Source organism: Vibrio sp. 1069 (genome assembly GCF_033340555.1).
In genome coordinates, this window is sequence record NZ_JAWOWP010000003.1 from 62,302 (window position 1) to 88,757 (window position 26,456).

23 protein-coding genes are annotated in these 26,456 nt (G+C 44.7%); 6 read left to right on the forward strand and 17 right to left on the reverse strand.

Translation table 11 applies throughout. The features are described from left to right. Nucleotides 1-7 precede the first annotated feature (7 nt). Nucleotides 8-907, reverse strand: coding sequence for a LysR family transcriptional regulator (locus R7040_RS06325; protein ID WP_005375112.1), 900 nt, complete (start codon nucleotides 905-907; stop codon nucleotides 8-10). Between the two features lie 162 nt (nucleotides 908-1,069). Here R7040_RS06325 and R7040_RS06330 point away from each other — a divergent pair, with 162 nt between their 5' ends. Continuing rightward, nucleotides 1,070-2,761 (forward strand): L-lactate permease, encoded by a 1,692-nt coding sequence (locus R7040_RS06330; RefSeq protein ID WP_005375111.1) that lies wholly within the window; start codon nucleotides 1,070-1,072, stop codon nucleotides 2,759-2,761. A gap of 315 nt (nucleotides 2,762-3,076) precedes the next feature. Beyond that, nucleotides 3,077-4,216, forward strand: a complete 1,140-nt coding sequence (gene lldD / locus R7040_RS06335; protein WP_033906713.1) for an FMN-dependent L-lactate dehydrogenase LldD — start codon at nucleotides 3,077-3,079, stop codon at nucleotides 4,214-4,216. Nucleotides 4,217-4,306: 90 nt separating this feature from the next. Here the strand turns inward: lldD and R7040_RS06340 are convergent, their stop codons facing one another. Further along, on the reverse strand, nucleotides 4,307-4,654 hold the full coding sequence (locus tag R7040_RS06340) for a helix-turn-helix domain-containing protein (RefSeq protein WP_005375109.1): 348 nt from the start codon (nucleotides 4,652-4,654) through the stop codon (nucleotides 4,307-4,309). Between the two features lie 301 nt (nucleotides 4,655-4,955). On the opposite strand from R7040_RS06340, the gene R7040_RS06345 reads away from it, so the two are divergent. Next, on the forward strand, nucleotides 4,956-6,059 hold the full coding sequence (locus tag R7040_RS06345; protein WP_005375107.1) for a mechanosensitive ion channel family protein: 1,104 nt from the start codon (nucleotides 4,956-4,958) through the stop codon (nucleotides 6,057-6,059). Between the two features lie 72 nt (nucleotides 6,060-6,131). Here R7040_RS06345 and R7040_RS06350 read toward each other — a convergent pair whose 3' ends face one another. The 11 genes from R7040_RS06350 to R7040_RS06400 all read right to left on the reverse strand — a co-directional run bounded on the left by R7040_RS06350 (nucleotide 6,132) and on the right by R7040_RS06400 (nucleotide 19,843). Further along, nucleotides 6,132-6,851 (reverse strand): carbonic anhydrase, encoded by a 720-nt coding sequence (locus tag R7040_RS06350; RefSeq protein WP_318081143.1) that lies wholly within the window; start codon nucleotides 6,849-6,851, stop codon nucleotides 6,132-6,134. A gap of 141 nt (nucleotides 6,852-6,992) precedes the next feature. Then, entirely contained in the window at nucleotides 6,993-7,961 is a 969-nt protein-coding gene (locus R7040_RS06355) for a spore coat protein U domain-containing protein (protein ID WP_318081144.1), read from the reverse strand. Next, a complete protein-coding gene (locus tag R7040_RS06360) occupies nucleotides 7,958-10,384 on the reverse strand; it encodes a fimbria/pilus outer membrane usher protein (protein ID WP_411978181.1) in 2,427 nt (808 codons plus the stop codon). The genes R7040_RS06355 and R7040_RS06360 overlap by 4 nt, the downstream gene beginning before the upstream one ends. Continuing rightward, a complete protein-coding gene (locus tag R7040_RS06365; RefSeq protein WP_169628864.1) occupies nucleotides 10,384-11,139 on the reverse strand; it encodes a molecular chaperone in 756 nt (251 codons plus the stop codon). The genes R7040_RS06360 and R7040_RS06365 overlap by 1 nt, the downstream gene beginning before the upstream one ends. A 20-nt stretch (nucleotides 11,140-11,159) precedes the next feature. Continuing rightward, on the reverse strand, nucleotides 11,160-11,657 hold the full coding sequence (locus tag R7040_RS06370) for a spore coat U domain-containing protein (protein ID WP_033906710.1): 498 nt from the start codon (nucleotides 11,655-11,657) through the stop codon (nucleotides 11,160-11,162). Between the two features lie 39 nt (nucleotides 11,658-11,696). Further along, nucleotides 11,697-12,242 carry a spore coat U domain-containing protein gene (locus R7040_RS06375; protein ID WP_005375099.1) on the reverse strand — a complete coding sequence of 182 codons (546 nt, stop codon included), beginning with the start codon at nucleotides 12,240-12,242 and terminating at the stop codon, nucleotides 11,697-11,699. Between the two features lie 387 nt (nucleotides 12,243-12,629). Then, complete coding sequence (gene tdh, locus R7040_RS06380) at nucleotides 12,630-13,661, reverse strand: L-threonine 3-dehydrogenase (protein WP_005394871.1); 1,032 nt, start codon at nucleotides 13,659-13,661, stop codon at nucleotides 12,630-12,632. 44 nt (nucleotides 13,662-13,705) lie between these two features. Beyond that, complete coding sequence (locus tag R7040_RS06385; RefSeq protein WP_005375095.1) at nucleotides 13,706-14,899, reverse strand: glycine C-acetyltransferase; 1,194 nt, start codon at nucleotides 14,897-14,899, stop codon at nucleotides 13,706-13,708. A 212-nt stretch (nucleotides 14,900-15,111) separates the two neighbouring features. Then, entirely contained in the window at nucleotides 15,112-17,442 is a 2,331-nt protein-coding gene (locus tag R7040_RS06390; RefSeq protein ID WP_318095511.1) for a putative bifunctional diguanylate cyclase/phosphodiesterase, read from the reverse strand. Beyond that, complete coding sequence (locus R7040_RS06395; RefSeq protein WP_005375093.1) at nucleotides 17,439-18,371, reverse strand: transporter substrate-binding domain-containing protein; 933 nt, start codon at nucleotides 18,369-18,371, stop codon at nucleotides 17,439-17,441. The genes R7040_RS06390 and R7040_RS06395 overlap by 4 nt, the downstream gene beginning before the upstream one ends. Nucleotides 18,372-18,433: 62 nt before the next feature. Beyond that, nucleotides 18,434-19,843, reverse strand: coding sequence for an aminotransferase class V-fold PLP-dependent enzyme (locus R7040_RS06400; protein ID WP_005375092.1), 1,410 nt, complete (start codon nucleotides 19,841-19,843; stop codon nucleotides 18,434-18,436). A 541-nt stretch (nucleotides 19,844-20,384) separates the two neighbouring features. On the opposite strand from R7040_RS06400, the gene R7040_RS06405 reads away from it, so the two are divergent. After that, nucleotides 20,385-20,900, forward strand: coding sequence for a superoxide dismutase family protein (locus tag R7040_RS06405; RefSeq protein ID WP_005375091.1), 516 nt, complete (start codon nucleotides 20,385-20,387; stop codon nucleotides 20,898-20,900). Nucleotides 20,901-20,927: 27 nt separating this feature from the next. Here R7040_RS06405 and R7040_RS06410 read toward each other — a convergent pair whose 3' ends face one another. The 4 genes from R7040_RS06410 to R7040_RS06425 form a co-directional block, all read right to left on the reverse strand. After that, complete coding sequence (locus tag R7040_RS06410) at nucleotides 20,928-22,301, reverse strand: sensor histidine kinase (protein ID WP_017820524.1); 1,374 nt, start codon at nucleotides 22,299-22,301, stop codon at nucleotides 20,928-20,930. Nucleotides 22,302-22,417: 116 nt separating this feature from the next. Then, a complete protein-coding gene (locus R7040_RS06415; protein ID WP_017820525.1) occupies nucleotides 22,418-23,149 on the reverse strand; it encodes a response regulator transcription factor in 732 nt (243 codons plus the stop codon). Nucleotides 23,150-23,295: 146 nt separating this feature from the next. Next, a complete protein-coding gene (locus R7040_RS06420) occupies nucleotides 23,296-23,991 on the reverse strand; it encodes a spondin domain-containing protein (RefSeq protein WP_318081145.1) in 696 nt (231 codons plus the stop codon). Between the two features lie 9 nt (nucleotides 23,992-24,000). Then, a complete protein-coding gene (locus tag R7040_RS06425) occupies nucleotides 24,001-24,684 on the reverse strand; it encodes a spondin domain-containing protein (protein ID WP_318081146.1) in 684 nt (227 codons plus the stop codon). A gap of 288 nt (nucleotides 24,685-24,972) precedes the next feature. Between R7040_RS06425 and R7040_RS06430 the strand changes: the two genes are divergently transcribed. Next, entirely contained in the window at nucleotides 24,973-25,446 is a 474-nt protein-coding gene (locus R7040_RS06430) for a hypothetical protein (protein WP_318081147.1), read from the forward strand. Nucleotides 25,447-25,523: 77 nt separating this feature from the next. Continuing rightward, a complete protein-coding gene (locus R7040_RS06435; protein WP_033906703.1) occupies nucleotides 25,524-26,453 on the forward strand; it encodes a LysR family transcriptional regulator in 930 nt (309 codons plus the stop codon). Nucleotides 26,454-26,456: the final 3 nt, after the last annotated feature.

Genomic DNA, 26,456 nt, shown 5'->3' on the forward strand with positions numbered 1-26,456 from the left:
GAAGAACCTAGAAATAATGAGATATCGTTAAGTACCGGTCACGAATGTGCTCAATAAGCAGCTTCACTTTGTTCGGTGGTTGACGAGTAAACGGATACACCGCGTAGATACCCAACTTTTTACCTACTAGTTCAGGAAAAATATCCACCAGTTGGCCATTGCGAATATCATGATACACCAAGCATCGCGGGACGTAAGCTATACCATGGCCGCCCAGAGCGGCTTTACGTAATGCGGTCGCGTTATCAGTAGAAAAGCAGCCCGATACTTTGACGATGTAATTGCCATCTTCTCCTTTAAACTCCCAATCCGTTGCACCTGTGGTTTGGTAAGCGTATTGCAGACAATTGTGCGTGGTGAGATCAATCGGCTCGATCGGTTTCCCATTTTTAGCGATATATGAAGGGGACGCGCATACCACCCATTGGGAATCGAGAATATGTCGTGCGATCAAACTGGAGTCGGCTAGGTAGCCAGTTCGAATGACTAAATCGTAACCATCAGCCACTAAATCGACAAAGCGGTTATCCAATGACATGTCCACAGTCAGACCCGGATGAAGGTTACAAAACTCGGCAACAGCATCAGCAAGTATCAAATCTCCAGAGATACACGGCACGGACATTTTTATATGACCGCTCACATTCTCTCCAAAGCCTGCAACAGCATCCATAGCCTCCTGAGTGGCCTGCTTCACATTTTTAGCACTGTGGAGTAACACCTTACCTGCCTCAGTCAAGGTTAATTTGCGCGTTGTTCGATATAATAGCTGAGCCCCTATTTCTTCCTCCAACCTCGCCATTCTTTTGCTAACTACCGAATTTGTAAGGTTATTTGCCTCTGCAACCTTGCTAAAGCTGCCAAGTTCGATTACTTGAGAAAATAGAATTAAGTCGTCTGCTCTCATACCATTATGTCACTTTTGGAATTAATTATTTTCATTATTTCCCTATATCAACAAAAAATAAAGGAGTAAATTCACGCCAAATTAACAAAACCATTACAACAAAAAGTCACCTCTACAGCGGATTGACACCGTTCGAGAAGTCAGCGTACGAAGGATGTACAAATGAGTGAAACCCTACTTGCCCTAGTGGCATTTTCGCCAATTGTTGTTGCCGCCATCTTATTGGTTGGTCTCAACTGGCCTGCTAAAAAAGCCATGCCTGTTGCGTTCGGTCTAACCGTCGCTATCGCACTTATGTTTTGGGATATGTCAGCCAATCGCGTACTGGCCTCCGTATTCCAAGGACTCGGCATTACTGTCTCTGTTCTATGGATCGTGTTTGGTGCCATCTTCTTGCTCAACACTTTAAAACACACTGGAGCGATCACCACAATCCGTAATGGATTTACCGATATTTCGGCTGACCGCCGTGTACAAGCCATCATCATTGCTTGGTGCTTTGGCTCGTTCATTGAAGGCGCATCTGGGTTCGGTACCCCGGCAGCAATCGCTGCACCACTACTGGTTGCAATCGGCTTTCCTGCGCTAGCCGCTGTCCTTATGGGCATGATGATTCAGTCAACGCCTGTTTCATTCGGCGCGGTAGGCACGCCTATCATCGTAGGTGTAAACAAAGGTTTAGACACCCATAACATCAGTGAGTCGTTGGCCGCACAAGGTGCAACGTGGGAAATGTACCTGCAAGATATCACAGCGCACGTTGCTGTCATTCACGCAGTCGTAGGTACGATGATCCCAGTATTAATGGCGATGATGTTAACACGTTTCTTCGGCAAGAACAGAAGCTGGAGTGAAGGTCTGGATATTCTACCATTTGCACTATTCGCTGGTGTCTCTTTCACCGTTCCATACGCGTTAACCGGTGTTTTCTTAGGTGCAGAGTTCCCTTCACTTATCGGTGGTTTGGTTGGTCTGTCTATCGTTGTTACCGCAGCGAAAAAAGGCTTCTTAGTACCAAAGACTAAGTGGGATTTCGAAAGCGAAGACAAGTGGCCTGCAGAGTGGTTAGGCTCGCTAAAAGTCGATCTAAACGACAATCCGGGCAAGCCAATGAGCATCGTAAAAGCTTGGGTTCCATATGTAATGCTGGCAGTTATTCTCGTCGCAAGCCGCGTAAGCCCTGAGCTGAAAGGCTTTGTACAAAGCGTAAGTTTGTCGTTCAGCAACATTCTTGGTGAGACTGGCGTTAGCGCTGCGATTCAGCCGTTATACCTTCCTGGAGGCATTCTGGTGTTTGTCGCACTACTTGCTGCAATGTTACAAAGCGGTAGTGTAAAGCCATTGCGTGAAGCGTTTGGCGAGTCAAGCAAAACACTGATTGGGGCGGGTTTTGTCTTGGTATTTACCATTCCGATGGTTCGTATCTTTATCAACTCAGGCATCAACGGTGCTGACCTAGCAAGTATGCCCGTCACAACCGCAAACTTCGCCTCTGACCTTGTTGGTTCTGCGTTCCCAGCGCTGAGTGCCACCGTTGGTGCACTGGGTGCGTTCATCGCTGGCTCAAACACGGTATCAAATATGATGTTCAGCCAGTTCCAATTCGAAGTGGCACAAACGTTGTCTATTTCGAGTGTGATTGTTGTATCACTCCAGGCCGTCGGTGCTGCCGCAGGTAACATGATTGCGATTCACAACGTTGTTGCCGCATCAGCCACGGTAGGTTTGCTTGGTCGAGAAGGCGCAACATTGCGTAAAACGATTATCCCTACGTTCTACTACATTGTAATGACAGGCATTATTGGATTGGTGCTGATTTATGGCTTCCAAATGACAGATGTCTTGATGAAGTAACGCGAAATGCAGGGTTTACAGCCCTGCCTAATTTGACACAGCTGTCTGCACTACTACCCCGACATGTTGATTTAGCTTGCTACATCAATTCCCCCGACAGCTGTGTCACCCTTTCCAGTTTGCATAACTGATTGAGTGATTTAACAAAATTTTTCAACCAATTATGTAAATGGGTTACCAACATCACCGATTCAAACGTAAGTGAACCATAGGTAACTATACTCATTTTGATGTCTTCACTGCTTTGCGATGAAGGCTCAACGAAAGAGCAAATTGCTCCACAACTTTGCTTAGAATAACCGCTAGGACACCATTATGATTATCTCAGCTTCTACTGACTACCGCGCTGCCGCGAAAGCCAAGCTTCCCCCGTTTCTATTCCATTATATTGATGGCGGCTCTTACGACGAACGCACGCTGAAGCGTAATACTGACGATTTAGGTGATGTCGCTCTTCGCCAACGCGTCCTACGCGATATGACAGATTTGAGCCTCGAAACCGAGCTCTTCGGTGAGAAACTGGCAATGCCAATCGCGCTAGCTCCTGTTGGTCTAACTGGTATGTACGCGCGCCGAGGCGAGGTGCAAGCAGCAAAAGCAGCCGAGAAAAAAGGCATCCCATTTACTATGTCGACTGTTTCGGTTTGTCCGATTGAAGAAGTCGCACCTGCAATTGAACGTCCAATGTGGTTCCAGCTTTACGTGCTTAAAGATCGTGGCTTTATGAAAAACGTACTTGAGCGTGCAAAAGCAGCAGGCGTAACAACGCTGGTGTTTACCGTTGATATGCCAGTTCCTGGCGCACGTTACCGTGACATGCACTCAGGTATGAGTGGTCCTAACGCAGCCATGCGTCGTGTATTCCAGGCGATGCGCCACCCAAGCTGGGCGCTGGATGTGGGTCTACTTGGTAAACCGCACGACTTAGGTAACATCTCAACTTATCGTGGCGAACCAACAAAGCTAGAAGATTACATCGGCTGGTTAGGCGCAAACTTCGACCCTTCTATCTCCTGGAAAGATCTTGAGTGGATTCGTGATTTTTGGGATGGCCCAATGGTTATCAAAGGCATTCTAGATGAAGAAGACGCGAAAGATGCGGTACGTTTCGGCGCAGATGGCATTGTGGTATCTAACCATGGTGGCCGTCAGTTAGATGGCGTACTTTCAAGTGCTAAAGCACTACCAAGCATTGCGGATGCGGTAAAAGGTGATCTTAAGATCTTCGTAGACTCTGGTATTCGTACTGGTCTTGATGTCGTTCGTATGCTCGCACTTGGTGCAGACTGTACGCTTCTTGGCCGTTCATTTGTGTACGCATTGGCAGCACAAGGCGGAGCAGGCGTTGAAAATCTACTGGATCTGTACGATAAAGAAATGCGTGTAGCAATGACGCTGACTGGCGCTAAGTCTATCGCGGATCTTTCACACGATTCGCTAGTGAAAATCCCATAATCTTTGCAATCGAGCAAAACAGAAACGAAAAAACGAGCCAACAGTGGCTCGTTTTTTATTGCTCTTCAACCCGATAATTTGACGAGCAAGCTAGCTAACTTGGTGAACGTACTCGATCACGACTTGGTTTCCGTCGATAAACACGTTACTGATATCACCATCCACCGTCACACGATTTTGTAAATAAACGGTACCAGATGCAGATAGATCACGCTCCGTCAAAGACGGAATCACCTGACCAGGACGTACATGTAGCTGCTCGCATAGCTGTTTTACAAAACCTAGCGTCAGTGGAGAATTACCACGTAACAAGCCAGAAAACTCGTGTAGACTCAAACCAAGGCGCTTCGCCATTTCCATTTGAGTGATGTGCATTTTGGCTTTTTGTGACATCCAGATGTCGTAGAGCGCGTTTCGATCCAGCTCTGTAAATTCCATATCTGCCTCCGCTAATTCAAGAGCCAATACACTCTCACACTTACTTAAGATAAATGTTAGCGATAAGTCAGAGAAGTTATAATTGATCGTCCAAATATCAACCCTCAATCATTGTTAGCATACCTCTGAACATGCATGAAGCGGTCGCTCAACAGAACATTGAGGTAACTCTCTTGTCATCGGAAGGAAAAGTCCATCTCGGACGGTTTAGACATAAGTAAATGATTTAAAGGAAATCACTGGGGTGAAGGAGTAATATCTGCTACCTTTCCTTCCATGGTTCACTAGAAATAAGTTACATATGCCACAGTGGTTTACCGAATTACAAAGCTACATTGAAACGTCTCATCAAAATTGGAGTGGAAGCGTCCTTTTCATTACGCTCGCTAGCTTTATAGCTTGGATAGCTTGGCGGCTGATCCGCTCTCGCCTCGCTGCGCTCGTAGAGAAAACGCCCTTCCACTGGGATGACATGTTGCTTGATGCGCTAAAAGCGCCAGTCAGTACACTCATTTGGTGTTGGCCAGCAACCGTCTCTATCGGCATCATATTAGAGAGCGAGCTCAACGATAAAATAAACTGGTTAAGTACGCTGAAACTGATTTTAATCATCAGCATCTTCGTATGGACCGTTATGCGGCTCATTACCAATGTTGAAGAGCATGTTCTCGAACAAAAGAACCGAGATGAAACAACAGTACAAGCGATAGCTAAGGTCGCGCGCCTGTTCTTTATTACCGTCGGAATTCTAACCGTAATGCAGGCATTTGGTCTGTCACTATCGGGCCTACTTACCTTCGGTGGTGTTGGTGGTTTGATCGTCGGTTTAGCGGCGAAGGATTTGCTGTCTAACTTTTTTGGAGGTCTTATGATCTACTTCGATCGTCCATTTAAAGTTGGCGATTGGATCCGTTCTCCAGACCGACAAATAGAGGGGACGGTAGAACGCATTGGCTGGCGTATGACCATTATCCGAACTTTCGATAAGCGTCCACTGTATGTGCCAAACTCAGTGTTTAGCAGCATTGTCGTAGAAAACCCATCTCGCATGCTGAACCGACGCATCTACGAAAAAATTGGACTTCGTTACGACGATGCAGAAAAAATGCCGCAAATTATCACCGCGGTAAAAGAAATGCTGAAAAATCACAAAGACATTGATGCACGCCAAACACTTATCGTCAACTTCGATACATTCGGTCCATCATCGTTGCACTTCTTTATCTATACCTTTACTAAAACCGTGAATTGGGTGAGATACCATGAGGTTAAGCAGGACATACTGCTTAAGGTAATCAACATCATTAAAGAACACGATGCAGATATCGCGTTCCCTACTCAGACGCTTAAGCTTGATCCTATACAAATGGTAAAAGCGGAAGAGCAAGAAGATCACGGCTTCTAGTTCTCACCAATACCCAAATAATCAAGCCCGCTGTGTTTAAGCGGGCTTTTTATTTTTCTTCGCATGAAGTGGTTATTGTTGCGTTAACACCATACGTGCATTCAGCGGTTGGATTGGGCGATTGTTTTTCCCCATGACTTCCGAAAAAGATTTTATCTGCTCAGGAGAAATAGTTTGTGCTTCTTTCATCACCAACCAACGCACACCTTCAGAGCATGGTGGTGTCGTTAGTGAGCCGTTAAAGCGGTAGTAGTCTTTATCACTTGGGATAAGGGCATCCGCATCAAATGGAACCTTGATGGTAACATCTTGATCTTTAGTTGGAATGTTAGCTAGCATCTTAGCTAGATCTGGGTTCGCGCCACCCAGTTTAAAGAACACCGCGACAACAGCTAGATGACCTACTTTGTCGGCATGCACAAAGTGTACTTCTAGTGGGTATTCTTTACCATCCACATGGTTTTCAGATGGCGTATGGAAGTGGAACTGTTTCAACATAAACTCTTTACCATCAATGGTGAGTGTGTTTTTGCCTTCTAAACCAATCTGTAAAGTGTGACCGTTGTTCAGCAGTGAAATTGCCTTACCTTCGTAGTCGAAATTCAATTTTTCTAGCTTCGCTTCGGTCGCCGATTCAATGTTGATTGGGCTCTGGTTTTGACCTTTCGCGCACTCAGATGCAAACTCACCCCAATGAGCTGGCCCATGGTTTCCCTCGTAGCCCCAGCTTGCTGCATAAGCTGTTCCTGTAAATACCAGTGCCAAACCTAATGTTGTTAGTGACTTCTTCATCATTTTCCTTATTTCTGAAAGTTAAATTCCGTGAGAATAAAGCCATACTAATCTCACAAAATTAAGCAGTGACAGAGTGAAAACTATGATTACAAAAGATTTTTGGAATAGAAGCCTCTAATGATGTAATTGACATGATGCTCAAAATTGAACGTCAACGATTATTGAGTCGGTGTAAGTACCAGCAGGAGGGGTCGTTTGGCTGGTTAGTATCTGCGCGCGATAATTATAATTCTGTGGAGTGATACCATCAGGAATAGAGCCGCCAGTATCGACGTCACTGTGTTCACGACGTTCAGAACTGGTGCCTCCCCAGCGCTCCATCGTTGATGACTTATAGATTTCATACTCCAAATAGTGACCACTAGATATCATTCGCCGCTGACCGCCGGACGCATTTAGGCCGTCATTCAAGCCAATGGAGAAGGAACTATTTTTGGTACAAGTTAACGATATAACCTGACTGACTGGCTCAAAACCGGCCACTAATGGGGACGAACCAAAATCAATATCTGGCGCCGCGATCATACAATCAGGGGTCACTTCCAACTCAACCGTAATCACGCTTTGAGCGCTGCCATTGGCGCGGCCAATGCATACCCCTAGAACCCCGATACCCTTACAGTAATCCCAAATCCAGGATACGGTGATTTGGTCTTTATAAGTCCCAGCGGAAAGATTACTACCCACTCCCGTCCGAGCATAAAGCGGAAACTCAGCTTGAGTGCCAAACAACCCGAGTAAATCGAGTAACCCGATTTCAAAAAAATTGTAAGTTTGGCCGAATACATACTCTTGTGAAAGACCTGGATCGCCAAAAATCTGATAGCTGAGCTCCGAACTCGGATCATCCTCATTTAATAGCAAACCATTATTTATGCTGTTAAACGTTGCTGATACGTAGTCGCCACTTAACAAAGACACAAGTGTAGAAAAGTCACACGTAATCCCCGCATGAGGCTGAGCTGAGCTTTGCTGCTGAGAGCTTGAAACAGTAAACGAAGAAACATTGCCAAACAAGATTAAAGGTGTTGCCGCCGTGAGCTGACAAGCCATTGTCGAGAACGAGAAAAAGAGAAGTAGGCTAGCAAGCCAGCGGCGCAAAATCATAGTGCGCCCTCTTCTTCGGCTTTGATACAAACCTGCTCAGGCAATGTTTGTATTTTTTGACTCTCACGCTGATACAACCCCTCAATAAACACTTTACATGGCGGCTGTCCTTGAGGATAAAACTGAATGTAGCGGCCTGGGTCAACGCCTTCAAAGTAGGTAAAACCATCCCAACCAATTTGGCTTGTTAAGCCCGTTTCTGAGCGGCCATATGTACCAATCGGAAGGAACAAATGATTTTCGTCTACCACCGTCATGCTCAGTGCAATTTGTAGCTCTATTGGGAACTCTAACAGGTAGCCGTAGCCCGAATGTATCGAGGCAAACTGCTCTGTTGCAGAAAACGCAGCATTGGCTGGTAAATTAAGTGGATCGATTTCATATTTGGCGGTGTAATACGCCGTAGCCCAAGGAACAAGTAGGTAACCTTCATCGTCTGTCACTCCGACAATTTGATTCTCATATTTAACCGGAATACCTTCAAAACCACTGGTGCTCACTACCGCAAAGCTGTCATACACTTCATTCGCTGGGAATATTTCTCCATCCAACGTAGAGACTGAACCTGCCATTTCCGCAAAATAATCATAGTCGCCACTGGTGCCATTTAACCCCGCTCTGAACTGCGCCCATGACGCAAGGTAGGTCAAATCGGCCTGTTTACGGTTTTCTGGGTGTTCGTTAATATCATGCGCTAAATTGACGCCCCACCCACCTCGTATTGGCGCAAGGCGGCTGTAACCCACTCGCCCTCGCACATCGCCATCGTCCTCTCTTTTCAGCGTTAGCCCCGAACTTCCCCCCAAAGAACTGAAAGGTAGAGAGAATTGCGCCAGCGTAACACTCTGACCACCAATACTATGGTTGTAAGAAAGGGACATATTGATATTAAAAGGCAGAGCGTAGCTATAAGTAAGATTTAGGGTACGTGAATCTGAGTCGGATTGTTGAATATCAAAGTACCCACCAGAAAGTGAGCCCCAATCTCCCAAACGGACTCCCATATTGATTTGTGATAGATGGCGCGACGCGAGTGAAGCGTCCTTGCCTTCATCGAGCATTTCGTGATTTGGTAAATGAGATAAGGTATAAAAGTCGGCTTGTTCTACTTGAGTTCGAGCAGCGAAGCTAAACAGCCGAGACTGATAACTATAACCTAGCGCATATGAGGTAGATTGATCCTGAAAATTACTCACACGAAACGAGGCATCCACCGTACCCAAGTTGAAAGCATTGGTGACAAAGCCCAGCCCCGCAACGATCAGGTCATCTTTTGCTTCAGCTTGAGCTTCTAGTGTTAACCAATCAGTCATGCCATGACGCAGAGCGGTAACCACGCCACCGTCTCCATAGTCGTTAGATGCATTACCGAAATTTTCTCTGATCGCACCAATACTCGCACTGTAAGATGTAAATCCGGTCTTGAGTAGATCGGAAGAGAGAAAAAATGGGCTGGTCATGACCGTTTGCTTACCTTGAGCATCCGTTGCAATTACCGTTGCTTCCCCAGCACCAGAGAGCATTGGAATATCGTTAATAATGAAAGGACCGGGCCCAACATTCATTGAGTCAGTTTTAAAGCCATTGATAAACAAATCTAACGTAGTGGGCGCTGTGACCTCACCGTAAAATGCAGGTAACGGCGTCGTCACGACATCCGGACGCATAGAGAAATCATGCGACAACTGAATACCCGCCAGTCTTACTGGTTGGCTCCAAGATAAAGGGCGAACAATATAGTCCCCTACCTCTATACGAATTCGCTTCTCTTGATTGACGTACTCGTAACTCGTATCAAAACGAGTGTACTGGCTGCTTTGCTGGGACTGAACATCGCGATGAAAGTTAGATTTAAATATCCCGGTAGTAGAAAAAACGCCAAACTCAGAAAAGGCTCTGACTTCATGATTGATAGAAACCTCCTTTTGTCGGCTTTCGTTCTCGTACACACCAAATACGTTGTAGTTAAGCAGGCCACCACGCCCAAACTGAGCCGGGGAAAATCGCCCCATATCCTGCGCTGATAAGTTCTGCATCGGTAACCAATTAGGCGGTACGTCAATTGCAAGTTGCAATGACGATTGCAAGTAACGCACGTTAACACCTGGGATAGACGTAACCTCAAGTCTCTCTTCGGTTCCAGGCAACGACTTGGCGGTAACCCCAACTGAAATGAGGTCCTCCCGGAGCAAAAAGAACTGATCGCCAACTCGCTCAACTTTCGCAACAAGCCCTGTTGCTCTTTGATTGATCACCAACTCCAGATTGAGGCTGATATTCTCAAACTTTTCTAAAGAGAAATTTTCAGGACTCGGTAGCTCAGAGAAGTGGTTTGCTGAATTTGCACAAAGACCAATACTGCTCCACGTTACGCTAAGTAATACCAACCAAAAGAAAGCATTCATTGTATTAAATCTATTCATTATTGCTTCAATGGTATTTGGTAACGTTTACCTCCAATATTCGCGCTCAAACTCATAGGTCTGACATTACTATGGGGAATAGACCAAACCTTATACTGTTCAGGAAGAATATAGCCAGCTAGTCCATCGGAAATAACGACAGGATCTTTATTTGGTAGGTTCAATTGTAAATTCACTAAGCGAACATGGTGTTTTCCTGAATTTTTAATGTGAACAAAACGCTGATTATTTTTCTTAATAAACTGTGCCTGTAAATCATCCCATAATTCACTGTCACGGTTTGGTTTTTGAGTATCAGTCAGCCCTTTCCCGTAAATAAACAAAGGTATCGAGTAACGCATTCGGACTTTTACAGCGAGTTCATTTTCCGTCAATTCTGTTTGAGGGTTTTGAGTTGGCGGTAATTCATCTATGATCACTCGGTATGCATACTCCTTACCCGCAGAGGCTTCATCTTGGTTGATGATGCGGATTAACTGCTTTTCACCTGGTTCAATTTTGACAAACGGAGGGGTTGCAATTAACTGGCTTTGACTTGAATAGCTATCTTCTCCTTCGTTTTGTTCCCACTTAAAAATTCTCACCTGTAAATAAGAATCAACACTGCCTTTATTTACCATCCAAAGTGATGTTGCATTGCTCTCCTCTGATATTTTGGGGTAAATCGGCCAAATTAATAATGAGTTAGCGTTGGCATTTGAGAAAAAAACAAAAAGGAAGGCTATTAATAATAGTTTTTTGAGTATGAATTCCATTTCACCCCTCCAAAGTTCACTTACCACTCTAATGTCAGCGTAAGCGTATCCATATAAATTCCAGCCATTTCATTCCCATTTATTGTCGCCTTTGCCCAGATAGGAAACTGAATATTATCTGGGTCTTGGTCAGTATCGACGGAATATTGCGTGTCAATATCAAGCACCTGCGTGTAATTTAGATCCTGGAACAAAAAGTAATCTACCGTTGTCGCTTCTTCACTGTGCTTTAGCTTACGTACACCATCCGATGCATTCATCCCGCCATTTACGGAAACATTCATCGTAATACCCGGAGTACAGCTTAATGTGAGTGATGAACTGTAAGTGATGCTGCCTTGTACTTCCGTCGCGTAAACTGAAGAATGCTCACCAAAATCTAACGTGCCTATTTGCCCGGCTTGGGTTGCGCTTTCTTCTTGTACTACGCCGTTAATCAAACAACCTGTATCTACGGTGGCAGACACCTGAAAAGTTTGTGTCGCATCAGCCAGCACAGTTAAAGAGCACAAACTCATCGCGACAAGTGAAAAGCCCCTAAAAACCAGCGTCACGTTTTACCAGCTTAGCGTCACACTGATGGTATCGGAGTATGTACCGGCAATGCTGCTCGTACCGTAAGCTTTCGCAAAAAGCTCAATAGTTTGCGATGTTGCACTAGTAAATTCAGACAGAGCTACCGTCCCGCCTTGTATAATTTGTGTGCTTCGGTCTGAGTCGGTAAACAACGTATAATCAATAAATTGCGCGCCATTTGACATCGCATAGGTACCAACGGTCGCACTTGCATCATACAATCCGGTGCCCAATGTAAACGTCGGTGTCACACCGTTACTACAAAGCACTTCAATACCCGTCGCACTACCACCATTTACCACACCATCTTGTTCACTGAAGATTGCAGGCACGTCTCCAAAGGCGAGTGAGCCAAAGCCAACGCCAGAAGCTGCATCTACCGCATTATTTCCATTAATCACACAACCTTGTACAAGGTTAATTGAAACATCAATCGTACCGCTAACTGACGCTCCACTCGCTTGCCAACTAAATGAGGTTAAGAGCAGAGGCATCATCAGATAAAATCTTTTCATATAAAGCTCCATTTTTACATTCCACTGTATATCGATAACCTTTTTATTAGTTATAGCTCAATTATGACAAACCAAATGCATATAAAATGTAAAACAATAAAAAGAAGCAGGATAAGGATAAAGACGAACAGCAAATAAAAATATTAAACTTAAAAGTGACGATTTTTAAGCATGTAATGCTAAATAATAACCACCAAAAACAAATGGTTATTATCTTGTTCCAAATATAGAATCGACAATGAGTTAGAAGGTAGGGTGAAGTTGAGTGGAAAAAATCTAAAAAAGTAGCAGAACGATACGAGAAGTTTAGAAAAGATTGGCGACCATTTCTTCCCGAAACAAAAATCTTCATGAAACAAAAATGCGCCCCAAAAGGAGCGCATTTCTTACTTGAATAAGTTATTCCCAATCAAGAATAACTTTGCCTGACATACCGCTGCGCATTACATCGAAGCCTTCTTGGAAGTCATCAATCTTGTAGTGGTGCGTGATGATTGGCGATAGATCCAGACCAGATTGGATCAGTGAAGCCATCTTGTACCACGTTTCGAACATTTCGCGACCGTAGATACCTTTGATCACCAAGCCTTTGAAGATAACTTGGTTCCAGTCGATACCCATGTCTGACGGTGGAATACCGAGTAGTGCAATGCGACCACCGTGGTTCATTGTGGTTAGCATTGAGTTGAATGCTGCTGGGTTACCAGACATTTCTAGACCAACGTCGAAGCCTTCTGTCATGCCTAGCTCAGCCATTACGTCTTCTAGCTTCTCTTCAGCCACGTTTACTGCGCGTGTTACACCCATCTTACGAGCAAGTTCTAGACGGTATTCGTTCACGTCTGTGATCACTACGTGGCGAGCACCAACGTGCTTTGCTACTGCCGCTGCCATGATACCGATTGGGCCAGCACCTGTGATAAGCACGTCTTCGCCTACTAGGTCGAAAGAAAGTGCTGTGTGTACTGCGTTACCAAACGGGTCAAAGATAGACGCTAGGTCGTCAGAGATCTCGTCTGGGATCTTGAACGCGTTGAACGCTGGGATAACCAGGTATTCTGCAAATGCGCCTTCGCGGTTAACGCCCACACCAATCGTGTTACGACATAGGTGAGTACGGCCGCCACGACAGTTACGACAATGACCACACGTGATGTGACCTTCGCCAGATACGCGGTCACCGATTTCAAAGCCACGAACTTCCTGACCAATCGCAACCACTTCACCCACGTATTCGTGACCGACAACCATAGGCACTGGAATTGTCTTTTGTGACCATTCGTCCCAATTGTAGATGTGTACGTCTGTACCACAGATAGCGGTTTTCTTAATTTTGATCAGAATGTCGTTATGGCCAACTTCAGGTTTATCAACCTCAGTCATCCAGATGCCTTCTTCAGGCTTTAGCTTTGATAATGCTTTAATTTTCATAATGTAACCTTAATTAAAGGCCCTATTGTCTAAGGCCTAGAATCTTAAATAAGACCCATGTCCTTACCAACTTGGATGAACGCGTCGATTGCACGGTCTAGTTGCTCGCGAGAGTGCGCCGCAGACATTTGAGTACGGATACGTGCTTGACCTTTTGGTACTACAGGGAATGAGAAGCCGATTACGTAGATGCCTTTCTCCAGCGCACGCTCTGCAAATTCTGCTGCTACTTTTGCGTCGCCAAGCATGATTGGGATGATTGCGTGGTCAGCACCACCCATTGTGAAACCAGCGTCTTCCATACGAGTACGGAAGTGTGCTGCGTTTTCCCATAGACGATCACGTAGGTCACCGCTCTCTTCTAGTAGATCTAGAACGCGGATAGAAGCGCTTACGATTGCTGGTGCAACAGAGTTAGAGAATAGGTATGGACGAGAACGCTGACGTAGCCAGTCAATCACTTCCGCTTTACCAGATGTGTAACCGCCTGAAGCGCCGCCCATTGCTTTGCCTAGCGTACCAGTGATGATGTCGATACGGTCAACCACGTTGTGGTGCTCGTGCGTACCTGCACCTGTTTTGCCCATGAAGCCAACAGCGTGAGAGTCATCAACCATAGTCAACGCGCCGTACTTCTCTGCTAGGTCACAGATAGCCGGAAGGTTTGCTACTACGCCGTCCATTGAGAACACACCGTCCGTTACGATAAGAATGTGGCGAGCACCTGCTTCTTTCGCAGCGATCAGTTGTTGCTCTAACTCTTCCATGTTGTTGTTTGAGTAGCGGAAACGCATCGCTTTACATAGACGAACACCATCGATGATTGACGCGTGGTTTAAAGCGTCAGAGATGATTGCGTCTTCTTTGCCTAGAATAGTTTCAAATAGGCCCGCGTTTGCGTCGAAACATGATGTGTAAAGAATCGTATCTTCTTTACCTAGGAACTTAGAAAGCTTCTGCTCAAGCTCTTTGTGGATGTCTTGCGTACCACAGATAAAACGTACTGAAGCCATACCAAAGCCGTGCTCGTCCATGCCTGCTTTACCCGCTTCGATAAGTGCCGGGTGGTTAGCAAGACCAAGGTAGTTGTTCGCACAGAAGTTTAGTACTTCTTCACCTGTAGAGATTTTAACAGCCGCTTGCTGTTGAGACGTAATGACACGCTCTGATTTGTAAAGGCCTTCCGCCTTTACTTCTTCGATTTGCTGCTGAATCTGTTGGTAGAATGCAGAAGACATTTGAAATTCCTTCCTAGTTATTTTGGCGAGTATTTACTCGTTTAGAATTAGGTTGAGCCTTTATGTGACGGGCGTCACGGGCTATCACTCATCAATTAATTGTAGTGTAATTCAAGGAAGGAGGAAGGATTATACCTTAAGGTGGAAAAGCATTAATGAATCCTAGGCACAAATTCAATTAATGCTTTTCTATAAGGTTGTTATAAAAGGAATTATAGCCAGGTAGGCTTAGCCAAAAGTGCTTCAAAGTCCTTAGCAGGTAATGGTCGACTATAGTGGAAACCTTGTCCGAACTCACAGTTTAGGTTTTTCAGGTAATCCACATGACGCTGTTCTTCGATGCCTTCTGCGACGATCTTAAGATCCAGCGCTTTTGCCATTGCTATGATTACGTTCACAAGCTCGCGGTCTGAGTCGTTCTCGAACATATTTTGCATAAAGCTACGATCAATTTTTAAGCGGTCGAACGGAAACTTCTGCAAGTAACTCAGCGCAGAATAACCAGTACCAAAATCATCAATAGTAAGTTTGGTGCCTAACGCTCGTAAGTTATTAAGCATGTCTAATAGCTCAGAATCGTGATTGAAGAGGAGACTTTCTGTCACTTCAATATCGAACTTATCTGACGGAAGACCAGACTCCTCAAGGCTGTGTTTAATAAACGTAAGTAAGCGCTCGCAGTACCTAAATTGAACACTAGAAAAGTTTACAGAAACAAACAACGGAGTCAGACTCTGCCATTGTGCCGCTTGTCGACACGCTTGTTGAATAGCAAACTCACCAATTTGATGAATTAAACCATTTTTCTCTGCAATAGAGATAAACTCTTCAGGGTTTACGAATCCGTACTTGTCATCATTCCAACGCATTAGCGCTTCTGCCCCTACGATTTTACCACTACTCAGCTCAATAATTGGCTGATAACACAGCTCTAACAACTGATTGGAGATCGCACTTCTCAGACGATTTTCCAGATCTAAGTAGCGTTGCAAGTCTTGGTTCATATTATGGTTATAAAAACAAAAGCCATCACGCCCATCTTGTTTCGCCCGATACATTGCCATATCAGCACATGCAAGGAGCTGCTCAGCGTTGTCTCCGTCATCCGGGAACACAGACATTCCAACGCTGCTACTCAAGAAGAATTCATGGTTGTTCCAAACAAACGGATCGTTAAACGCCGAAAGCACACTTGAAGCAACTCGCTTTGCAGTATCATTATCAGGCAAGTCTGGGATGACGAGTAAAAACTCATCCCCACCAATTCTCGCCAATAAGTCTGTTTTTCTTGCGACTTGATACAGTCGCTGAGCACTGAGTTTAAGGATTTCATCCCCAACAAAGTGTCCCATTGAATCGTTAATCTGCTTAAAGTGGTCTAAGTCGATGAACATCACCAAAACTTTAGACCCACTACGCGATGCCCTAATTAACTCCAAAGCCAATCGCTCGGAACCATAACTACGATTAGGTAAATTGGTTAATGTGTCATATTTAGCTTGGAAGGCGAGTTCTTTTTCAGACGCTTTTCGACGTTCAATTTCGTTCGTTAATTTTTTATTCTGTTGAGAAAGAATATCTTTACGCTTTTTTTCTTCCTCAAGCTTAATTTTCAATTCAATCCTATTATTGTTCGTGATGAATGCATAACATAAAGCAATGACGATCATAACGGCCAGAATACTCAAACCAATAATAAAGAGCCGTGATGTAAATATATCTCGTTCACTCAAAGGCTCGAACCACGCCATCAATTTGAAGTGATGTTTATCCACAGGAACTTCAAAGTAAATTTTTCCGTCTACAGCCTCAGAAACGAAATAATTCTCATCCTTATTGTGAGAAGGTGTTTTATTTATGGTATCCCATACAACCATTTCCACGTCTTTTATTTTTAGCACCATTCGGCTATAACTATCTTCGTGTTCTTGGTTAGTAAGTTGGTCAATAACAATATTCTTATTAAGATCGGCAATTAAAAAGGCAACAGGCTTTCCGGAGAACTTAACTTGCTTAATGACTTGAATGCGAACGTCATCATTGTATCGCGTCGCACAAACCTCTTCGGGATGCCCGTGTTGAGTCATTAAGGTCTGTATGTCCATTTTGTGCTCGGCAAGGTTTTCAGATCCAGTGGTGACAATGGTGACTCCATCACTGCCTACTAGCGTGAGCTTCTTATAGATTTGGCTGCTATTAATTAGCTTACTGTCTATCTTCTCATCGAAGCGACGCTTTAAATTAATTAGACTGGCACCTAATCCATACTCCATTGACATGCCAGAAGCTAAATTACCAAAGAATGTTTGTATTGTTTTATCTGTAGCTAGATTATCAACATCTTCACTCGCTATGGTAAATAAATTATCGAGTGTGCTTGCATAACTTTTTACTTTTAAATCTAGTTCTCTGTATTGAGATTCTTTTAATTTATTTTGACCTACGCTAGTCACAGTAATAAGCATAGCTAAGTAAATTGAAACTAATATTGCGCTTATTGTAATAAATCTTTTACTGGAAAATTTTTTAACGGCCTTATTCATCGGACTTTCTTTTTATCTTCTATAAAGTAATCGTTATAAAAGTAGTAAATAGATGGATAGTATTTTTTTACTAGTTTTTCGTATGAACCGTCTTTTTTTATCGAGTCTAAATAACGATCAAATGCTTTGCGTAATTCAGGGGAATTTTTACGGAATGCAACAGCCATTTTTTGATTTTCAGATATAGGGCCAATGACTTTTATTTCGCCCGGCCATTTTTCGAGGGCAATTAGCGTATCCGCAACATCTAATAATGTGCTTTCCGCATCATTTTTCATTATCGCTGGAACCATCTCATTAAGGAGACGCGCCCCATCAGGTAATATAACTTTTGCACCTGTGTCATATAAGTCATAAAGGTTAGGATCCAAGCAAGAATGTTCTAAAGCTAACACTTCGCGACCATCGATCAGCTGCTTGACGTTTTTAACATCTTCATCGACCGACCCACTTGGTTTAATCGGGCTCAGACTAGAGTCGGATCTGGAAACCAACCATACACCTGAAGGAAAATAATCTTGTGAAAAATCGACAACCTCAGAGCGCCAATCAAGAATAGTAACGCCATTTGCGATCAAATCGCCTTCAATTGGAACACTTTCTCCGACAACAGCCTGCTTGTTGTGATATTGCACATTTTGCCCTGTCAACTTACCAACCACGTCGCTCCACTGTGCTGGAACATACTGGTACTGAACACCTAACGACTTGGCAAAACCTTTTATTATCTCTACATCCAAGCCAGTCAAAGTTTCCACTTCACCTTGTTCAATATAGGAGACAAAGTTAGCGTACGGGACACCAATGTGACGCAGTACACCGCGTTCACGGATTTGTTGTAAATCGTCTGACCAAGCGGCGGACGACGCAACAGAGGTAACCATGAGCGCCACCGTCGCTAAAGTTCTTTTGAATGTTATGACTGACATAATAATATCCTTACCTTTCACAAAGCGCCCAATAATGGGCGCTTGAGTGATAAACAACGATGTTAGAACGACGAGTAATACAAATTCGTCATCGCCACTACGAGCCCTTCCACATCTTGTTCGTCATGGAACAAATGCGTAGAGATACGCAGCGCGTAAGTATCAAAGTCATCATCCTTATGCAGCTTAAAGCTAGTCGTACGGATGATGTAACCATACTCTTCACGTAAACGATCTCGGAATTCCGTCAGTATCTCTTCATTAGTTACATCGGAGAACGGGTTAACCGTCGTTAAGCCACTGGTTAAGCCTTCCACGTTTGGTGAATACATTTTGGCTTGTGGTAAGTACTCTTGAAGCAAGGTTTTACATAAACTACCAAGGCTTACAACTCGCTCTTCGATACGGTCTCGACCAATCTCATCCCACATTTTGCAACTATCAACTAGTGCTTGTTTCGCAGGATAGTTATCGTTACCAATGTATTGCATTTGCAGCTGTTTACCCAGGTAATCAGCATGAGAAAGTGAGGAGTTGATCAACCATAACGGGTTCTCTCGGTCACTCCAATACTCATTCAAACGGTTACCGTTATCACGAACATACAGAATACCTGTCGCGCCCGGACCACACTGCCACTTATGACCAGATCCTGCATAGAAATCACAATCCATATCGTGGAAATCAAGGTCAAACATACCGACCGTATGCGCGCCATCAACAAGAGTAGGTACACCATACTCTTTTGCTAAAGCACAAATGGCTTTTGCTGGTAGCGCGGTTCCTGTTTTGTATGTGATATGAGAGAAAACAATTAGGCGAACGTTTTGATTCGCATCAAGCGCGTCTCGGAACGCTTGAATGTAATCTTGCTCAGAAACGTTTTCAGTACCAGTAAATACTGGTAGTTGAATTTCTACCACATCCACACCAAAACGATGTTTCGCTACGTTCATAGGTGATGTTGCAGCAATATGTTCATGGTGTGTCGTTAGAATCACATCACCTGGTTCAAAGTGTAAGCCATTAATGATCGAACATAAGCCATCAGTAGTGTTGCGGCTGAGAATGATCTCTTCTGGGTTAGCACCAAAACCTGGTGCGACGTCTTTAACCATCTCTGAAACATAAGGCCAAGAGCCAAATTTGCCTTTCATATCCCAAGGGTATTTAGCCACCAGCTTGTTGTTATGCTCGTAATCTTCAAGAACATGTTTTGGCATTGAACCTGTTGTACCAATGTTCATGTAAGTGGTTCGTTTATCCAAAACGAACTGTCTTCGCACTTTACGCCAGAAGCGCTTATCGTGTTTTCTACCTAGCCCGCGGCTGCTCCAATCAATTTTCTGTTCTCGTGCTTGAGCTACGCCTGAGAAAGCGGAAGCACTCACACCAGCAACAACAGCTCCTGTTGCGCCTTTCAGAAAATTACGGCGGCTGCTATTAGTCTGAATAGATTCCTTGTCTTTCATCTTTTTCAATCCTTGTCGGAAATTAGCCATATTATTAATTTTAAGTGCGTAACTATCTGTTACTAAAACATTATTACCCATTACAATCAGAGTTTAATTTTTTCCTCTGCCATTAAGTGACTTTAGTTCCAATTTTTTATCTTATTTGATGATATAAGCAACAGTTTGACCACAAATCTATAAACAACAATGTTCACATTAATATATTCGTTAATTTGACTATTCTTTATTGCGGACAATTCCACCAAATTCTTTATAAAACAATTATGAGCTTTGTTATAAAGTCATTAAAAATTTAACTTTGCGTTAATTTAAAAATATTCAGGCTATTTTAAGATTGGCGTCTATTCTTTTTATATCTTAACGATCTCAACATGTTAAGACTAAATAAAAGAAAGCTGATTTCGGGTCGAGATATCAGTTTAAGACCATAAAGTGATACACATCACTCTATGACATAAACTCACCGCTCAACAGGCATAAGTAAAACAGGTTTTCACTAATATGTGCTTGAGCGTACACCATAAAAGAAGGAGGTCCCATGTTAAAAGGATTGCTATGCATTTCAGTTGCATCCGCTCTTGTCGCCGCCCCTAACGCGCTAGCAAAAACGGTAGAAATGACTGCTCTCAACACCAATGAGAGCGCTGGTACCATTGAGATTTCACAAAGTGATTATGGCGTTGTTTTTACGCCTCAATTATCAGGTTTGTCAGCAGGTGTGCACGGTTTCCATGTTCACACTAATCCATCTTGCGATAGCATAGAAAAAGATGACAAAACCGTATTAGGCGGCGCAGCAGGTGGCCATTATGATCCTAACAACACAGGGAAGCATGGCTATCCTTGGACCGATGACAATCATTTAGGCGACTTGCCTCCACTCTATGTGGACATGGACGGCAATGCCAATCAGCCCGTTGTCGCGCCTCGCCTAAAATTATCGGATTTAAAAGGTCGAGCGTTAATGATCCATGCAGGTGGTGACAATCACTCCGATCACCCAAGTAAGCTAGGTGGTGGCGGCGCTCGCGTCGTATGTGGTGTTATTGAATAAACATTAACTTATGTCTCACACTTCTCTTTAGATTGCGAGAAGTGTGAACTTCTGTTGATACTGAGAGGAGGTTGCATTGGTCTCAAGGTAGCTGTGGTGAAGCATTAAGATCGATTGGACAATCTTCGTCCCGATCCCCAAAGAACCGCCCTCCGCTTCTTTCTCGATGTGATTGACGAAGGTAAAATGGATACGCGACTTATCCTCACTCAAATGCGCTTGGCAATGCACTTCTGAACCGATTGGGCTGTGGCGCAATGCATTTTCAAGCAGGTTCAATACCAATCGCTCCAATAGCCCCTTGTCACCCACGGTTTGGATTTCGCTATCGATATCCACTTTCAATACCACTTCTTTACGAGAAAACTGGCTCTGCATCGTTTCAGCACATTCTGCCATCAAAGCGCCCAGATCTACGGGGCGGTACTCGTAATTTGGCATTGGAGCTTCTTTGCGTGCGGCGTCTAATAAAGAATGCAGTTGAGTTGAGAGCTTCTCACAATTTCGGAAAGCAACGTCAATCAAAGGATCGGATTCCGGATGTTGCAAACGCCACGTTTCCAAATAGCCCAGCACGCTCGATAACGGCGTTTTTAAATCATGACTAAGCTGCAACAAGCTTTGACGACGATGAGACGATTGATACTCCAACTGTAAAAACTGTTGCTGAATGTGCTTCGCCATCATCTGATAAGAGTGCGCAATCGGCACGAGCTCCGGCACTTGGTGAGTAAAATCAGGTTGCAGGCGGAAATCATGTTCGGCTTGCTGTTGAAGTTGCTTGGTCACACGCTCAATCGGGTTCAATAGGCTACGTTTCACCAGCACATAAGCCCCAAGAGCAAAGCCTAAAATGGAGACTAAGACCAATCCTGCCAGCGCGATATAAGGAGTATCGACTTGAGCATTGGCAATGGCGTCATGTCGGGTACTGCCAATCACCACGTAGAGATAACCGACCGTAGAGCCTAATTCCTCTATCGCGGCGACAGAAAAGACTTTGTGTTCACCACGATTACGTGGGTCTTCACCCAAAATAGGAAAAGGCTGGTCATTTAAGAATTGCTTAATGGGATTGAGATCCACCTTCCCCATGATCTCCGCCCCTTCCGGTGCTGCATGAGTGGTGATATTGCCTTGGCTATCGAGGAAGTAGATTTCAAAATCAGGGCCGATCAGCATGAGCGTGTGAAAAATCGACTTGAGCGCTTTAGGGTTGTAATCCGTTCCGATCATCAGCGGATTATCATCACGCATGTGGCTGGCTAGCTCTTTATGCAGGCTTTGCTTGGTGCGTAACTCAATGGTTTCTTTTTGCCAATTGTAAGTCAGTGCAATCACCACCGCCGCGAGACAGAACCACAAGCTAGTAAATACCACTAAGCGAGATTTGAAGCTCATCCTATCGCCTCCTTAAACAGCGGTGTTTTTGCAACACCCGTGATGATTGAAAAATGATGGTGAAAACAACTGCCGACTTACTGTCTTGGCTTGATGTTTTGACTTACTTTCTTGCATTAGTGTCTTGGTTGAAACTTATATCCAACACCCCACACGGTTTGGATGAAGTGATGATCAGAATCAGACAACGACAACTTGCTGCGTAAACGATTTATGGTGCTACACACCGTGTGGTGATAACCAGAATGACTGGTGTTCCAAACGTGATCGAGCAATTCATCTTTACTGTAGACTCTGCCCGGACGAGTCGCGAGAAACTGCAGCAAAGTAAACTCTGTCGCGGTGAGCGTGACATCCTTGTCGTTTAAGGATACTTGGTGCAACTCCGGAATGATTCTCAGCGGGCCAAAATCCATCGCATCATCGAGGACTTCATCTGCCACCTTTGCTTCAGCGGTTTGGCTGACTCTGCGCAGCACGTTTCGCACTCGTGCTTGAAATTCTAATACGCTAAATGGCTTAGTGATGTAGTCATCAACGCCTGCTTCTAAACCGTCAACCTTATCCATTTCACCGTCTCTGGCTGTCAGCATAAGCACTGGGCTCCAATCTTGTTGCTGACGCAAATAATGGCAGATGTCTAGACCATCACCATCTGGCAAACCTCGGTCAAGGATCAATAAATCAAAGGGTTGTTGCTGGTATTGCGTTTTAGCATCGGCGACATTTGTGGCTCGCGACACTTGGTGTCCCTGAAACTTAAGATGCATCTGAACCAGTTCTGCCAAATCATCGTCATCTTCCACCAACAAGATGTTCGCGACTAAATTGATTGCCTGTTGTTCCATGGTCCTTTCCTTGCCTTCGAGTATCCTCACTTTGCACATGACCGGAACAAATTAGAAATTCTTTCAAAAAAGGTTCCGATGACGCCATGAGGGATAAAGCGCTCGGCTACAAGCGCTTTGGAAAGGAGACGTCATCGGAGCCTGTGTTACTCGACTCGAGTGATGGTGACTTTCGCACCTGGGTTCAAGAAACGATGGTTCGCAGAAAGTGCTGAGTTTGCTAATCCGTCATCTTGGCTAACAACACCCGCATGGAATGCAACAACGTCAATACTGTCATTACGAGCGGCATTGAAACCCTCACCGCCACCTGCTGGGCCCGGAATGGTTGCAGCAAGTTCATCGTTCAGCTCTGTGCCGGAATCCCAAACGTTCATGCTCATTTCGTAGCTTTCACCCACTGCGAGCGATTTGAGCGATAGCCCCGTTTCGCCAACAAAGGCATCATTGGTATTCACGAACATAGACGCCACAGACAAGTAACCGTAACGACTAGGGTCAACCGTAATGGTGACTTCGTCCGATGCACCCGGCAACACCAATCCATTACCCGAAATACCTTGGTAAACACTGTCATTGCTGTTCATCAATTCAATCAGCTCGGCGTTACTACCGCCTTCAGCAAGATGCTCAAGTTCAACAGATGCGGCTTGTCCAATTTCAAACAATTGGTAGTCAGCATTGTGAGTGAGTACCGCGAGCGGAGACATAGGTTGATTCGCAGTCAAGTTCGCCACGTTGACGGTGTAGCGGTACGATTTCACTACGTCGTTATCATCATCGCTTGGACAACCGGCGAGCAAGCCGACTGAAGCTGCTACTAGTAAGATTCTGTATTTCATACATCCCCCTTACTTCACAACGATTGTGATGGTTGCAACTGGGTTTAACCAACGATGGCTGCTGCTGTCTAAGTCACTGATACCACCGGTTGGATCGCTATCACCAAGGTTACCCGGATGCACGTGGACTTTGTCGTTAGTTACCGTTGCTTCAACGCCTGTGCCGCCAGCACCAAAGGTAATGAAAGGTGGGTTTGGCATGCTAGACGCAAGTTCATCGTTCGCTTCTGTACCGGCATCGTAACTTCTTAGCGTTGCTCGGTATGTACCCGCTTCCGTTGGAATCTTCCAGCTATCTAGACCGACGAAGCCATCATTGGTTGGCAGCAACATCGCGCTCAGAGAAAGATAACCGTGGTCGCCACTGTCCAAGGTGAAGGTGGTTGCAACACCCGGATTCAAAATGCCACCAGCAGGGTTCTCAACCACCGCACCACCAGCGTTACCAATCACACTAGCAAGACCAGAGATATCACCGCCTTCTGCCATTGCTTCTAGTTCTGGCGTTGCTGCTTGACCCGTTCTGAACATTTGAAGGTCAGAGCCATGTGCAGCAACAATAAGTGGCGTAAAGTAGATGCCTTTGGTTGCGTTTGTCACGGTGATTTCCAATTCCGCCGCATTCACTGATGCAGAGCCTAATGCCATTGCGACTGAAGTCATGACGAGTCCGAGTTGGGTACGTTTTTTCATTGTGATTCCATCCTTTAATGAGGGTTGAACTACCCAAGCCCATGTGTACGGCTTTACTTCATTGTTCGTGACTTGAGTAGGTTAAGCATTACGTTTCGAACGTTTTGCGTTCTTGCCTCTAAGAATGACGAGCAAATCTATCAGCAACTTCATCGAATTCTCATAAAATTCTCACAAGTTCTGTTCGAATTCTGTCAGCAGCACTTTTTTACTCTTAATCAGCTATTTACACTTCGCGCTTTCCCCTCCTACAATGCGGTATTCCCTGTTTAAATCACGATTCTCACCATGATTCATAACGTTCTGTCTGCCTACTATGGCGAAATCTACGGCATCGCTTTTTTCAACCACTACTTGAGCCATTACGCCCAAAGTGAACAACAAACACTGTGGCAAACCTTGATTGAAGTGGAAGAACTCACCGCAGAAAAGCTCAAACCTGTACTGCAGACAAATGGCATGGATATCGAAAGTCGATACCAAGAGATGTTAGATAAAGGCTTGGCAGATGCAACCAAGTGGATTGGTTTACCATGGCAAGAGTTGGTGGCGACTCTTCTGAAGTGGGTAGAACCTTATGAGGCCAAATATCGAGAGTGGCATGAAGAAGTGAACGCTTCACAGCAGCATTCAATCGCTGAGCGAGAAGCTATCGAGTTGATTGCAGACCACGAAACGGCCATTTATCACTGTTGGCAGCAATACCATACTAGTGAATCTGGCTTGCCTGCACTCAATGCATTTTTGGCAAAATATCGTTAAAGCGAGACGGTGACACTTGAACCTCGTGAAACCGTACCAGACAATGTCGTTATTCCGCTGCGCAGAACTGAACAATTATGGTTAATCCAAAACTCATTGCCCTACTTCCTGATCTTGCTTCGTTTATCTTAGTGGTAAACGAAGGCAGTTTTACCGCTGCAGCCAAACAACTCGGCGTGACGCCATCGGCTTTAAGTAAGTTGATCACACGATTAGAGCAAGCCCTCTCGGTCAAACTGTTTGAGCGCACGACTCGTAAGTTGATCATCACTCAAGCAGGGCAAAAGGTTTACGACCAAAGCATCGCAATGGTGAATGCCGCACAGCAAGCCGTTGAGCTATCTGCGGAAGATCATGCCGAGCCAACAGGCGCACTCACAGTAGCAGCCCCTGAAGCATTTCTTAATTCGGTGCTTCAACCGTTTGTGTTGCCATTCCTAGAACGTTATCCAAATATACAGCTTAAGCTGCGTGCAGCAGATGGTGAGATCGATCTGTTCCGCCAAGGAATTGATGTCGCATTTAAGCTCACCGACAAACCCGATGAGAATCTGGTCCTCAAAGAGATCAGCAAGACCAACCTTGTTTTGTGTGCCTCTCCAGATTACCTAGCCAAACACGGTATGCCTGAGCACCCAACCGAGCTTGAGCAGCACGACTGTATTTACCTTGCCGAGAACGACAAAGACAACATCTGGTCGTTCTTTAAAGAGGAAGCGTTCCACTCGATTGCAGTAAGTGGACGCTACGCCGTCAACCATTCTCAAATGCGCTTGAACGGGGTTAAGTCTGGCTTGGGAATTGGGATCTTCCATGACTTCGTGATCAAAGACGCTTTAGAGCAAGGAGAAGTGGTGGAGGTTCTGCCGGATTGGATGATCAAGAGTAACTATCATGGCGCTATCGCGATGCAGTATGCGCAAACCAAATACATGCCCGCTCGTCTGCGTGTGTTTATCGACTTCGTTAAGGAGCATTTAGTCTCCGAGGATACTAACCATGCTTGAAGA